At 49.5% G+C, this 13242-nt stretch carries 11 protein-coding genes; 3 read left to right on the top strand and 8 right to left on the bottom strand.

Annotation, left to right across the window (positions count from 1 at the left end; genetic code table 11):
* Nucleotides 1-288 precede the first annotated feature (288 nt).
* The 3 genes from rd to mfd all read right to left on the bottom strand — a co-directional run bounded on the left by rd (nucleotide 289) and on the right by mfd (nucleotide 5570).
* A complete protein-coding gene (gene rd, locus QVO99_RS03245) occupies nucleotides 289-450 on the bottom strand; it encodes a rubredoxin (RefSeq protein ID WP_022316159.1) in 162 nt (53 codons plus the stop codon).
* A gap of 240 nt (nucleotides 451-690) precedes the next feature.
* Complete coding sequence (locus QVO99_RS03240) at nucleotides 691-2121, bottom strand: sodium:solute symporter (protein ID WP_022316158.1); 1431 nt, start codon at nucleotides 2119-2121, stop codon at nucleotides 691-693.
* Between the two features lie 5 nt (nucleotides 2122-2126).
* A complete protein-coding gene (mfd, locus tag QVO99_RS03235) occupies nucleotides 2127-5570 on the bottom strand; it encodes a transcription-repair coupling factor (protein WP_022316157.1) in 3444 nt (1147 codons plus the stop codon).
* A 272-nt stretch (nucleotides 5571-5842) separates the two neighbouring features.
* Between mfd and QVO99_RS03230 the strand changes: the two genes are divergently transcribed.
* Both QVO99_RS03230 and QVO99_RS03225 read left to right on the top strand, forming a co-directional pair.
* Nucleotides 5843-6592 carry a polyprenol monophosphomannose synthase gene (locus QVO99_RS03230; protein ID WP_022316156.1) on the top strand — a complete coding sequence of 250 codons (750 nt, stop codon included), beginning with the start codon at nucleotides 5843-5845 and terminating at the stop codon, nucleotides 6590-6592.
* An 18-nt stretch (nucleotides 6593-6610) separates the two neighbouring features.
* Nucleotides 6611-7369 carry a lysophospholipid acyltransferase family protein gene (locus QVO99_RS03225; protein ID WP_022316155.1) on the top strand — a complete coding sequence of 253 codons (759 nt, stop codon included), beginning with the start codon at nucleotides 6611-6613 and terminating at the stop codon, nucleotides 7367-7369.
* 250 nt (nucleotides 7370-7619) lie between these two features.
* On the opposite strand, the gene QVO99_RS03220 is transcribed toward QVO99_RS03225, so the two are convergent.
* Entirely contained in the window at nucleotides 7620-9092 is a 1473-nt protein-coding gene (locus QVO99_RS03220; RefSeq protein WP_022316154.1) for a DUF1846 domain-containing protein, read from the bottom strand.
* A 168-nt stretch (nucleotides 9093-9260) separates the two neighbouring features.
* Here QVO99_RS03220 and QVO99_RS03215 point away from each other — a divergent pair, with 168 nt between their 5' ends.
* Nucleotides 9261-9413, top strand: a complete 153-nt coding sequence (locus QVO99_RS03215) for a hypothetical protein (protein WP_022316153.1) — start codon at nucleotides 9261-9263, stop codon at nucleotides 9411-9413.
* A 51-nt stretch (nucleotides 9414-9464) separates the two neighbouring features.
* On the opposite strand, the gene queF is transcribed toward QVO99_RS03215, so the two are convergent.
* From queF to lpdA, 4 genes are all read right to left on the bottom strand, one after another.
* The gene (gene queF, locus QVO99_RS03210; protein WP_022316152.1) at nucleotides 9465-9935 is read right to left on the bottom strand and encodes a preQ(1) synthase; all 471 of its coding nucleotides are present in this window, start codon (nucleotides 9933-9935) and stop codon (nucleotides 9465-9467) included.
* Between the two features lie 10 nt (nucleotides 9936-9945).
* Nucleotides 9946-10635 (bottom strand): queuosine precursor transporter, encoded by a 690-nt coding sequence (locus QVO99_RS03205; protein ID WP_022316151.1) that lies wholly within the window; start codon nucleotides 10633-10635, stop codon nucleotides 9946-9948.
* Between the two features lie 200 nt (nucleotides 10636-10835).
* Complete coding sequence (locus tag QVO99_RS03200) at nucleotides 10836-11711, bottom strand: tetratricopeptide repeat protein (protein ID WP_022316150.1); 876 nt, start codon at nucleotides 11709-11711, stop codon at nucleotides 10836-10838.
* A gap of 136 nt (nucleotides 11712-11847) precedes the next feature.
* Nucleotides 11848-13167, bottom strand: a complete 1320-nt coding sequence (gene lpdA, locus QVO99_RS03195) for a dihydrolipoyl dehydrogenase (protein WP_022316149.1) — start codon at nucleotides 13165-13167, stop codon at nucleotides 11848-11850.
* Between the last annotated feature and the right edge of the window lie 75 nt (nucleotides 13168-13242).

Here is a 13242-nt window from a genome sequence, read left to right as displayed (position 1 = left end):
GCGAGCAGCTTCAGCAGAAGAGCGAGCAACTAAATAATATAGTAAGATCACTCTATTCAAACGGTATGAACATTTTGCAGATTGCTGAAATTACAGGAATCAGCAAAGATGAAGTGGCAGAAATATTGAAATAGAGAGTTTGATAAAATCAAAAAAAGCAATCAGACATCAGGTATTGCTTGAATCTTGCTTTTCAGAAGAGTGGGGTTAAATACATAAACCGGTCATTGGAATGTGCATTATGTCATGCATGCCAATGACCGGTCTATATTGTAATTTATTCTATTGTTATTCAGTCTCGCTGAATTCATCCTTGCCTACTCCACAGAGTGGACAAGCCCAATCTGCAGGAAGATCCTCAAATGCAGTGCCAGGAGCGATACCATTGTCTGGATCACCTACTGCCGGGTCATATACATATCCACAAACGTCGCAAACATACTTTTTCATAATAGCCTCCTTGTTTTATTATTGTTAAACGATTCTGACAGTGACACCGGTCTTGCCAGCATTGTCGTCTGTCTTTTCATTATCATCTCTTTTACGATTGCAAAGATACATATTATGCAAGATTCATACAAATCAACGACTCTATCCTGATATAGAAGAAATCTATATTTCTTACAGGAAACGGTGTATGCGCCTAAGAATAATGACGAAAAAGATGCAGATGAAAACCTATTCTTACTGTCAGGCGGCCTTCGCTGCTCTATGCGACGTGAGATACATGCCGAGGAACACGAGCATGCCGTTGAGCATCAGCAGTTCATAACCGAACTTATATCCAGTGAGCGAAACCGTAATCTGGTTTATGGCAAAGCATATCACTGGTGCCGCCACGCAGATGTATGGCACAAGACGGTCGTTTACTCCACGCTTGGTCAGTATGCCATAGGCAAAGAGACCAAGGAGCGGGCCTGAGGTGTATGACAACACGATATATATAGCGTCTATCACACTGGTGGAATTTATCACTCTGAAGGCCAATATGAATACGGCGAATAACACACAAACTCCGAAATGTGCACGGCGACGCAATGTCTCATCATCGGGACGCTCCTTGATGTCAACACAATAGCTTGTGGTGACGGCGGTCAGAGCAGAGTCGGTACCACTGAACGACGCTGCCACGATGCCGATGGAGAAGAGCACGAGCACAAGTGACCCCATCCATCCCGATGCGGCGAACATCGGCAGCAGCTCATCGCTGTCGGCTGGAACTGCAAGCCCTTCTTTGCCAGCCAGAAGCAGAAGCAACACACCAAGACTGAGGAAGAGCAGATTGACAGGCACAAAGAAAAAGCCTCCCACACACATATCCTTCTGTGCGTCACGCAGCGTCTTGCAGGTGAGATTCTTCTGCATCATGTGCTGGTCGAGACCTGTCATTACCACAACGATGAACACTCCGCTAAGAAACTGCTTGAAGAAATTCTGAGTAGACACCCAGTCGTCGAACACGAATATGCGGCTGTGGCTGTCTGCCACCACTGCCCACACGGCATCACCCACCGACATATCGAGTTTTCCTATAACCTCCACAATTATTATCAGCAATGCCGCCATCATACAGAAGGTCTGGAAGGTATCGGTCCAGACGAGGGTCTTTATTCCTCCGCGCCTTGTATATAGCCATATCAGCATTACGAGCGCCACTACGGTGACAACGAACGGCACCCCTACAGGTCCGAATACAAATCGCTGCAGGATGCTGCACACCACATAGAAGCGAAGTGCCGTACCCGTCATTTCGGAAAGCAGGAAGAACAGGGCTCCCGTTTTATACGATCTGTTGCCGAGCCGTTTCTGCAGAAAGGAATAGATAGTGGTGAGATTGAGTTTGTAGTACACTGGGAGCAGGACGAAAGCTACGACAAAATAGCCAAGGATGAATCCAAGACACGTCTGCAGATATGTCATGTCTTGCTTTATCACCATTCCAGGCACCGACACGAAAGTGATACCCGATATTGACGCTCCCACGAGTCCGAAAGCGAGAACATACCACGGCGACTTGCGCTCACCGCGATAGAACGTCTCGTTGTTGGATTTCTTACTCGTCAGTCTGCCCATAAGCATGAGCACACAGAAATAAATCAGTATTGTTGTAAGTATAAGCATAATCGTTATCCATTAATTTTTTTCAATATCTCCACCGCCTTTTCCACGGTGTCAATGCCCGACACCACCATATAGCGTTTGCCACGGCTCTCCTTGAGATTGCATTGGCGGGGGTTGCTGCCGATATACTGGAGCACACGGTCGAAGACGTCGCTCTTGTAATAGGCACTCATGGGATTTGTCACGAACTGCATCTGCATCACGCCGCACTTGAGTATTATCTTTTCGCATCCGAGAGACTTGCCCAGACGCCGTAGCGGCACTACATGCAGCAGCTCTTCGCCCTCACGGGGTATAGCACCGAAGCGGTCGATAAGGTTTGCCTTATACCTATCGAGGTCACTGTCGTTGGTTATGCTGTCGAGCTCGCGATACAACAGCATTCTCTCACTGCTGCTCGGCACATACTGGTCTGGGAAGAACATCTCAAGGTCGCTCTCCACGGCGCAGTCGTCAACGAACTCGTCGCCTTTGAGTTGTCTGCCCTCTTTCATCTCCTCCTGATACATCTCAGCAAACTCATCGTTCTTAAGCTCCGTCACGGCCTGCGACAGAATCTTCTGGTATGTCTCAAAACCGAGATCTTCCATAAATCCGCTCTGTTCCGCACCGAGAAGGTTGCCGGCGCCACGCATGTCGAGGTCTTGCATCGAGAGGTTGAAGCCGCTGCCAAGGTCTGAGAATGTCTCAAGTGCCTCCAACCGGCGGCGCGCATCCTGAGAGAGATTCGACAGCGGAGGAGCAAGGAGATAGCAGAACGCCTTCTTGTTGCTTCTTCCCACGCGTCCACGCATCTGATGCAGGTCGGAAAGTCCGAAACGGTGTGCATCGTTCACGATGATGGTATTGGCATTGCTGATGTCGATGCCGTTCTCCACGATGGTTGTGGAGAGGAGCACATCATAATCGTAGTTCATGAACCCCATCACCACCTTCTCCAGTTCTTCCGGTTTCATCTGTCCGTGACCTATAGCTATTCGCGCATCCGGAACGTTTCGGCGTATCACATTGGCAATCTCCGGCAGGTTGCTGATGCGGTCGTTCACGAAGAATACCTGTCCGTTGCGGCTCATCTCGAAGTTTATTGCATCCTTTATGATATCTGAATCGAAGGTATGCACCTCGGTGCACACGGGATAGCGGTTTGGCGGCGGCGTCTGTATGATGCTCATGTCTCTTGCTCCCATGAGAGAGAACTGCAGCGTGCGCGGTATTGGCGTCGCCGACATGGTCAGCGTGTCCACATTGGTTTTCATCTTGCGCAGTTTCTCCTTGGTAGACACCCCGAACTTCTGTTCCTCGTCGATGATGAGAAGTCCGAGGTCTTTGAATTTCACGCTCTTGCCGATGAGCTTGTGTGTGCCAATTATGATGTCTATCTTGCCAGCCTCCAAGTCGGCAAGTACCTCACGTGTCTTCTTCGCACTGCGGGCACGCGACAGATAGTCAACCCTGACAGGCAGATCCTTAAGTCTGCCGCAGAAGGTCTGGTAATGCTGGTATGCAAGCACTGTGGTAGGCACCATCACGGCAACCTGTTTGGAATCGCATGCAGCCTTGAAAGCAGCACGTATAGCCACCTCGGTCTTGCCGAAACCCACATCGCCACACACAAGACGGTCCATCGGACGCTGGCTCTCCATATCAGCCTTCACGTCGTTGGTGGCTTTCAATTGGTCGGGGGTGTCTTCATAGAGGAAGCTCGCCTCCAACTCATGCTGCATGAAAGAATCGGCACTGAACTGATAGCCTTTCTCATGGCGGCGTGTGGCATAGAGCTTGATCAGGTCGCGGGCTATGTCCTTTATCTTCTTCTTTGTTTTCTCTTTCAGTCGCTCCCACGCTCCAGAACCGAGTGCACTGAGACGTGGCGGTTTCTCGCTGTCGCGGCGCTTGTATTTGGATATTTTGTAGAGGCCGTGGATGCTCACATCCACCTTGTCGTTGTTCTGATACACGATGCGTATCATCTCCTGATAGCTGTCGCCAACGGGAACACGCACGAGACCGGCAAACTTTCCGATGCCGTAATCCACATGTACGATAAAGTCGCCAGGCTCCATCTCCTGCAGTTCTTTCATGGTGAGCGCCATCTTTCCGCTGCGTGCGGCATCCGAACGGAGACTGTATTTATGGAAGCGGTCGAATATCTGATGGTCGGTGAAGACGCACACCTTCATGTCATTGTCGGCAAAGCCGCAATGCAAGGTTTTCTCCACCGGCTGGAAATCTATCGGCGTGACGCTTATCACAGTGCCGTCAGCCAGTTTCTTGTTCTGCGCCATCTCGTCGAAGATGTCGCGAAGGCGCTGGTTCTGCTTCTGGCTGTCAGCAAGGATATATAGTTTGTAACCTTTCAGCATATAGTCTTCGAGCGCAGTGGTGAGCAGTTCAAAGTTCTTATGAAACAAAGGTTGCTGTGTGGTGCTGAAGGTGATGGTGGCCTGCGGCAGTCCCGTTGGACTGTTACCGAATTCCACTCTCTTGAACTTTGCTATGTCTTCGGTGAATGCCGTTGCCGGCAGCAACGAATATTCCGACCTCATCTCCTGCATTATCTTCTTCTGTTCCATCTCCGTGGCCCCCTCGAGTTTCTCGGTGAGAGCCTGATGGGAGAAACCTTCACGGTAGATATTCTCTATCACATCGTGGGCGAATGTAACGTCTTTTATCACCACCAACGAGTCGGCAGGCAGGAATTTGAGAAAAGAAATCTTGTCTGCCACAATCTCCGACAATTCCGGTACGATAGAGATGCAGTCCACCTTACCTCTCGACAACTGCGACTGCACCTCGAAGGTGCGTATTGAGTCAACCTCGTCGCCAAAGAAGTCCACACGATACGGATACTCATTGCTGAACGAATATACATCGAGAATGCTACCGCGCACGGCAAACTGTCCCGGTTCGTAAACATAGTCCACCTCCTTGAAACCGAATGAGCGCATCGTCTTCTCTATCTCCACCACGTCTCTCTCCTCGCCAACGCGCAGCATGAGGGTGCGGTCGTCCAGATGCTTGTTGGTGACCACCAGTTCTGCCATCGCCTCAGGGCAAGTCACGACGTAGAGCGTTGAATTCGAGTCGTCATGTGACGCCTCCTGTTCCTTCACCCGGCTCAACACCTCAGTGCGCAATATCTCGTTGGCAGCATCTTTCTGACAGTACTTCACCTGTCTGCGATAAGCCGACGGAAAGAAGAGCACATGCGAATTGCCCAGCAACTGGGTGAGGTCGTGATAGAAATACCCTGCCTCGTCAGCGTCATTAAGCACAAAAAGACAGGTGCGCGGCAGCCTGCCGTTGGCAGAAGCAAACACCATGGGCACCGACGAGCCATTGAGTCCGCGCAGCGATATCGTGCGCACTTCTGAATCGCCAATCGCTTTCAGCATCGATTCTATATGAGGTGACGAACTATACAAGTCCAAGAGTTTCTGAATTTCCATCTTCTTTTCTAAAACATATAATAGCCCTAACGAGACACGCTACAGGCTCATCCCGCTATGGCACAAAACGGAAAAGATCTCAAATGCCGTACAAAGGATTACACGGGCCTTTTACTCCAGCATCAAGAGTCTTTTACCACAAAAACGCTGCGAAGTTACTGAAAAAAAATCATATTATATCTTATGGGATATCAAAAAGTAATGGCGAAAGCATACAACTTAGTTTTTTATTGCTACCTTTGCACAACATAATATTAATATTCTCACACATTATGAACACAAGTGACAGTATCGTCATCATCCCGACATACAACGAGATAGAGAACATTGAGAAGATTATCCGAGCAGTGTTCGGACTGGAAAAGAAATTCGACATACTCATCATCGACGACGGCTCGCCCGACGGAACGGCAGCGAAGGTGAAGGAACTGATGAGCCAGGAGTTCAACGGCAGACTTCATCTGCTCGAGCGCAGCGGAAAGCTGGGTTTGGGAACGGCATACATCAAAGGATTCAAATGGGCGCTCGAGCGCGACTACGAATACATTTTCGAGATGGACGCCGACTTCAGCCATGACCCGAAAGACTTGCCGCGACTCTATGCCGCATGCCACGACGAAGGATACGATGTGGCTATCGGTTCACGGTATGTCAGCGGAGTGAACGTGGTGAACTGGCCTATCGGCAGAGTATTGATGAGCTATTTCGCATCCAAATACGTGCGCTTCATAACGGGGTTCAAAGTGAACGACACCACTGCCGGATTCAAATGCTACAAACGCCGTGTGCTCGAAACCATAGAACTCGACAAAATCAGATTCAAGGGATATGCCTTCCAGATAGAGATGAAATACACGGCATACAAGATTGGCTTCAAGATAAAGGAAGTGCCGGTGATATTCGTAAACAGAAGAGAAGGCGTGTCGAAAATGAGCGGCGGCATCTTCGGAGAGGCATTCTTCGGCGTAATGAGACTGCGCTGGGACGGATGGACAAGGAAATACCCGAAAATAAAAGAATAACGAAGACACACTGCTATCATGAAATATCTGTATAGAGCCTACCAGCTATGCATCGCATTGCCAATATTGCTCCTATGGACAATAATGATATCTCTCGCCACAGCCATTGGATGTTCGCTGGGCGGAGGACATTTCTGGGGATATTACCCTGGCAAATCATGGGGATGGGCCATCATCCGTCTGCTACTGCTGCCGGTAAAGGTAGAGGGGCGTGAGAACATGAAGGAAAACGAGTCGTATGTCATCGCCGCCAACCACCAAGGGGCGTTCGACATATTCCTTATTTTCGGTTTCCTCGGACGTCAGTTCAAGTGGATGATGAAACACCAGTTGAGAAAAGTGCCATTCGTGGGCTACGCCTGTGAGAAGTCGCATCAGATTTTCGTAGACAAGCGCGGACCGCGAAAAGTGAAGGAGACCTACGACAAGGCTCGCGCCACGCTGAAAGGCGGTATGAGCCTTGTGGTGTTCCCGGAGGGTGCGAGGAGTTTCACCGGTCACATGGGAGTGTTCAAGCGAGGAGCCTTCATGCTTGCTGACGAACTGCAACTGCCTATCCTGCCGCTGACCATAAACGGTTCTTTCGACATCATGCCGAGAATGAGAGACTGCAAATGGGTAACCTGGCATCCGCTTAAGCTCACCATCCACAAACCCATCTATCCTGAAGGACAGGGACCGGAGGACATCAACCGCCGCATGGACGAATGCTACAAAGCCATCATGTCGGGACTGGAAGAGAAATACCAAGGTTTTGTGGAGAACCCTGACCAATAACAACTTTCTGTATCTACGACAAAAGGCAATAATTGGCAATATAAATACCATATATACTTGTATCCGGAAAGATACAGTTGTCTAAACATCGTTTGGTAAATATAAGCAAACCGACAACCGGGTCTTGATGCGAAAGGCATATAGTCCTTTCAATCAAGACCCGGTTGTCGTTTTTTTTCTTTCAACCCAAATCAATCATTAGGGCTTGCTTGGCGTTTATCCCTATCGGCTATATTCCGTTTGGCGTTTATTATCTCTTCACCGTCTTCATCACGGGTTCACAGGTAAGCTGCACACCGAGCTTCTTGAATATGCGCTGGTCTACATCGCTCAGCATCACCGTGGAATGAACCTGACAGTCGCGCAGTTTAGGCAACTGCTCCAAGGCGCGACGGCAGTTCTCGTCCTGCTCAGAGAGTACAGACAAGGCGACAATCACTTCATCTGTGTGCAAACGAGGGTTGTGGCCACCCAAGTAACTGATTTTGGTGTGCTGGATAGGCTCTATCATAGACTCAGGGATGAGCTTCAGGTCGTGGTCTATGCCAGCAAGATGTTTGGTGACATTAAGAATGAGAGCGGCACTGCAACCAAGCAGCGGACTGGAATTGGCGGATATTATCGTGCCGTCTTGCAGTTCTATAGCTGCCGACGTATGTCCCGTTTCATTGAGACGTCCCTTTGCCGCTGTGGTGACTCGACGGAAGTCGGTAGAAATCTTTGCCTGCTGCATGAGGAGCTGTATCTTCTTTATCTCCGCATCATTACATGCTCCGAGCGCAAGTTTATTCGTGGCTGCGTAATAGCGGCGGATAATCTCGTTCTTCGATGCCTCCACACACACATCGTCATCACTGATGCAGAACCCCACCATGTTGACGCCCATGTCCGTTGGCGACTTGTATGGATTGGTGCCATAGATACCCTCGAAGAGAGCGTTGAGCACAGGGAAGATTTCTATGTCGCGGTTGTAGTTGATGGCAATCTTATTGTACGCTTCAAGGTGGAACGGGTCTATCATGTTAACGTCATTGAGGTCGGCCGTAGCTGCCTCATAGGCAATGTTGACAGGATGCTTGAGCGGAAGGTTCCACACCGGGAAGGTCTCAAACTTGGCATATCCTGCCCTGACGCCACGCTTGTTCTCATTATAGAGCTGACTCAGACACACTGCCATCTTGCCGCTGCCCGGACCGGGAGCGGTGACGATGACGAGCGGACGCTCGGTCTCCACATAGTCGTTCTTGCCGAAGCCTTCGTCAGAAGCTATCAGTTCCACGTTGTGAGGATAGCCCTCAATGAGATAGTGGCAATAGGTCCTGATGCCAAGACGTTCCAGACGCTGCTTGAAAGCCACGGCTGCCGGCTGTCCGCCCCAGTGGGTGATGACCACAGAACCTACCATGAAGCCACGGCCCTGGAATTCGCCTCTGAGCCGGAGCACATCCTCGTCGTAGGTGATACCGAGGTCGGCCCGTTTCTTGTTCTTCTCAATGTCTGTAGCACTGATTACTATGACAATCTCTATGCTGTCGTTGATTTTCTGGAACATACGCAGCTTGCTGTCTGGCAAAAAACCAGGCAGCACACGACTGGCATGATGGTCATCGAAGAGCTTTCCTCCAAGCTCCAGATACAACTTTCCATCAAACTGGGATATTCTCTCCTTTATGTGTTCAGACTGTATAGACTGATACTTATCATTGTCAAACCCTATCTTCATCGTTGATTTCTTAACTTAATTGCAGTGCAAAGTTAGCTATTTATGTCCATCCGAAGAAATATTTGCGTAACTTTGCAGAAATAATATTCGTGAACCATTCCGATAATCACCCCCGCTCTCAGTTGGCGATTGCCGGAAAAGGCTTTATATAACACAACAATAACGATAATGGTAACATTCACAGACCGTCTTTCGGACGACAACGACTACAAGCGCGAGGAACTGATAAAAAAAATTGAACATGCCTTAGGACAGATGACTCTCAAGGAACTTGAGGCCCTGTCGTATGACATGTTCACGAAAGGATATCTTGAAGATTAACCCCACACGGAATGCTGCTGCATCCGCGCTTGGGACAAGCTACGGAATCTGCTACAGGGCATGCTGCATGAAGCGCTGCTCTGCCAGCTTTTCGTATTTAGTCCCCGGTCTGCCATAGTTGGCAAATGGGAATATGCTTATTCCTCCACGGGGCTTGAATATTCCCGTCACTTCGATGTAACGTGGATCCATGAGCTTCACGAGGTCTTTCATTATGATATTGACACAATCCTCATGAAAGTCGCCATGGTTGCGGAAGCTGAAGAGATACAGCTTCAGGCTCTTGCTTTCCACCATACGCACGTCGGGAATGTATTTTATGATTATCTCTCCGAAGTCAGGCTGTCCCGTGATAGGACACAGCGTAGTGAACTCAGGACAGTTGAACTGCACCCAATAGTCATTCGTCTGATGCTTGTTCTCGAATGTCTCAAGCACCTCAGGCGCATAGTCCTGCCTATACTCCGTCTTCTTGCCGAGGGCATGCAATCCCTCGTCCTGTCTGTTTTCGCTATTTGTCATACGAACATTTTTAGATATTACCAATTTTGAACACACCGTAGTTTATGTTACGGTCGTAGGTGTCAACACCCTCTATCTGCTTCGTTTTCCTTACCACCCTCATCGTTATCGGCAGCACCACAATCTCATAGACCGTCTTCAGCACAATCTGTGAGATAATGAGTTTGGGCAATTCCGCAAGTGGCACCACCCCACCAAGGGCAAGCGGGAAAAAGATTATTGAATCGGCGGTCTCGCCATACACAGTGCTCATCACGGCACGCAGGGCGAAATGCTTCCCGCCTGACGACACCTTCATGCGGCTCATCACATAGGCGTTGATGAACGAGCCTACGAGAAACGCGAGGAAGGAAGCCAAGGCTATACGTGGCGCCAGTCCGAACACGGCATGGAATCCGGCTTCATTATCCCAATATGGTGCTCCTGGTATGGCATCAGCCAAAGCACCGAAGGAAACGAAGATGAAGTTCATCAGAAAACCGAGCCAGATGAGCAGTCGGGCTTTCTTATAGCCCCACACCTCACACACGCAATCGTTGATGATATACGACACGGGAAACACCAGCAGTCCGCCGGTGATATTGACCCATCCTATTGAAATCTGCTTTGTTTCGAGCACGTTTGCCGTAATGAGGCAGACGCAGAAGAGCACGCTGAAAAGCATAAACAGCACACTCACACTATTGTTGCTTACTTTCATGATTCTTGTTTTGTTTAGTCCGGCGGCTCTGTTTCCAGTGCAAACACGGACATGGAGGTTTGTCAAGCACTCGCTAAGTCCCAAACTGTCAAATCAAGACAAGGTCTGACAGACGATTTGGGATGAACTGTTATTATGCCATCCATCATCTTTTGATGAAAGCGGCTGCAAAGGTAATGATTTTTCTTGAAATAATAAGCTTATATTCCCAAAGGATTGATATTGTTGTAGCTTTCCTTCACCTTTGACTCTATTCCCTGCTGGTCCACCTCTTCCTGCTCACGAGACAATATCTCGTTGAGACGTTCCTCATCGCTCTTGGCGCCCTCGGCATCGCCGGCCTGCTTGCGCAACAAGGCACGGTTCTCCAGCGCTTCTTTTGAGAATGGATTCACGTCGATTACCTTTCCGTAGTATTCCATCGCCTGTTCTGCATTTCCACGTTTGTTCTCGATGTTCGCCTTCAGCATCAGCGCCTCTTCGTTGTCGGGATAATTGTTCAGGAGATAAGCCGCATCGTTGTCGGCATCATCAAGATTGCCGTCAGACAGATACACCTCTCCACGCAGCAGGTAAGCCTCAGCATACTCCTCATTAAGCGCTATAGCCTTGGTAAGCATTGCCACGGCATTTGTGATGTCGTCGGTGCCGATGCAAGCTTTTGCATAGAGGAAGAGGGCCTCAACAGACTTGGAATCTACGAGCAGCGCCTTCTCACAAGAGGCAGACATGAGCACATAGTTTTCCATCACGTAGGCAATGCCTGCCATACGCAGGAATATTCCGATATTGTCGGGCTGTGCCTGCGCCAGCTTTTCCAGTTGCTGATACGCATTGTTGTAGTCTCCCACTCCCACGTAAGCTTGCGAGAGATAGTCTCTCACTTCAAGGTCTTCCTTGATGTTGAGGGCATGGGTAAAACATTCTATTGCATACCCTACACTGTTTATCTTGAGTGCCTTCACGCCGTCAAACTTCAGTATGTCGAAGTTCTTCTCGTCAGCACGCTGCAGTTCCTCCACTGTAGGAGTCTTTTCTTCTTTGGCAACGCCAAACAGTTTTTTAAAGAAATTCATTTTATAGAATCGTTGCTTTAGGGTTCCACTCGTTGTGTTTTCCCCCTTGAATTATGAAATGAAGAAGCTACCGTCTCTAATGTCGCATGGCACACGATAGAGGCGGTAACTTCAGAAAGATATTGTCAAGCAGGCATTATCCCACTATAATCTCGCTCAGAGTAGGATGTATATGAGTGATGTCATCAAGCTTTTCCACCGTGATGTTCTGACACATCAGTGCACTGACCTCCTGAACCAGGTCGGCGGCATGTGCTCCATATACATGGCAGCCCACCACCTTGCCTCCGGCATCGGTGAGAAGCTTCAGCATACCCTCCGTTTCGTTCATCGCCACGGCCTTGCCGTTGGCACGATAGTAATGCTTTATGCTGCGATAATCAGCACCTTCAGCCTTGAGGGCATCCTCCGTCTTGCCCACGCTGGCAGCCTCAGGCAATGTGAATACCGCTGCCGGCATCACATCGAAGCGGATATCGTCGCCACAGCCTACGATAGCGTTCACGGCCCTCTTGCCCTGCATCTCTGCTGCATGGGCAAGCATCTGTCTGCCGTTAACGTCGCCAATGGCATACACGTTCTCTACAGAGGTGAGCATATTATCGTCAACGGCAATTCCCTTGGCATCGTATTTTATTCCCACCTCATCAAGACCGAGTCCATCAGTAAGCGGTTTTCTGCCAACGGCAAGCAACACCTTGTCGGCCTCCACCTCTGTCACCTTGCCCTTGCGCTCAAAGGTAACCTTTCCGGAAGCCGCTCCCTTGAGGGCAGACTGCATATAGAAGGTAACGCCTCTCTTCTCAAGACATTTGCGCAGGCGTTTGGCGATATCGCTGTCGATTGGCGGCAGACATTCCTTGAGGAATTCCACTACTGTTACCTCACAACCGAAAGAATTGAGTATGCTTGCAAACTCCATTCCTATCACTCCGGCACCAACTATGCAGATGCGCTTCGGCAGCACGTCGGTGTCGAGAAGCCAGTCGGAGTCGCACACCATCTCTTTGTCAAGATCTGGGATAGGCAACGACTTTGACACGGAGCCAGTGGCTATGATGATGTTGTCGGCAGAATAATCCTTACCGTCAACTACCACTGTATGGGCGTCTTTCATCACAGCCATACCTTTGACGAGCGTTATGCCTGAAGCCGACAGTAGTGTGGCGATGCCTCCGCGCAGAGTCTCCACCACCTGCTGCTTGCGGGCGAAAGCCTTGGCGAAATCAAAACTGTATGTCACACCGTCGAGCGCATAGCTCCCGGCATCCTTCATCGTCTCTATCACCTCAGCGAGCCGCGCGTAAGTCTTGGTGGGAATACAGCCACGGTTGAGACATGTGCCTCCCAGTTCGTCTTTCTCCACTACCAATACCGTCAGTCCCTTGGATGCGGCATAAGTGGCGGTCTTGTATCCACCAGGACCGCCACCGATGATTATCAAATTGAAATCCATATAGAATCAATCATTTAGCATGCTCTTATATGTCACCACAGGATGCTTTGCTGCCAACACATCGTCCACTCTTCC

Source organism: Prevotella sp. CAG:592 (assembly GCF_000436015.1).
Taxonomy (GTDB): Bacteria; Bacteroidota; Bacteroidia; order Bacteroidales; family Bacteroidaceae; genus Prevotella; species Prevotella pectinovora.
Note: the sequence above shows the minus strand (reverse complement) of the source record. Positions and strands in the feature narration are given on the sequence as shown.

What these genes read in the sequence shown, in the direction of transcription:
- QVO99_RS03220 (WP_022316154.1), bottom strand. Translation starts at nt 9,092, where the DNA reads ATGAAGATAGGGTTTGACAATGATAAGTATCAGTCTATACAGTCTGAA.
- lpdA (WP_022316149.1), bottom strand. Translation starts at nt 13,167, where the DNA reads ATGGATTTCAATTTGATAATCATCGGTGGCGGTCCTGGTGGATACAAG.
- QVO99_RS03225 (WP_022316155.1), top strand. Translation starts at nt 6,611, where the DNA reads ATGAAATATCTGTATAGAGCCTACCAGCTATGCATCGCATTGCCAATA.
- QVO99_RS03205 (WP_022316151.1), bottom strand. Translation starts at nt 10,635, where the DNA reads ATGAAAGTAAGCAACAATAGTGTGAGTGTGCTGTTTATGCTTTTCAGC.
- QVO99_RS03215 (WP_022316153.1), top strand. Translation starts at nt 9,261, where the DNA reads ATGGTAACATTCACAGACCGTCTTTCGGACGACAACGACTACAAGCGC.
- QVO99_RS03230 (WP_022316156.1), top strand. Translation starts at nt 5,843, where the DNA reads ATGAACACAAGTGACAGTATCGTCATCATCCCGACATACAACGAGATA.
- mfd (WP_022316157.1), bottom strand. Translation starts at nt 5,570, where the DNA reads ATGGAAATTCAGAAACTCTTGGACTTGTATAGTTCGTCACCTCATATA.
- rd (WP_022316159.1), bottom strand. Translation starts at nt 450, where the DNA reads ATGAAAAAGTATGTTTGCGACGTTTGTGGATATGTATATGACCCGGCA.
- QVO99_RS03200 (WP_022316150.1), bottom strand. Translation starts at nt 11,711, where the DNA reads ATGAATTTCTTTAAAAAACTGTTTGGCGTTGCCAAAGAAGAAAAGACT.
- QVO99_RS03240 (WP_022316158.1), bottom strand. Translation starts at nt 2,121, where the DNA reads ATGCTTATACTTACAACAATACTGATTTATTTCTGTGTGCTCATGCTT.
- queF (WP_022316152.1), bottom strand. Translation starts at nt 9,935, where the DNA reads ATGACAAATAGCGAAAACAGACAGGACGAGGGATTGCATGCCCTCGGC.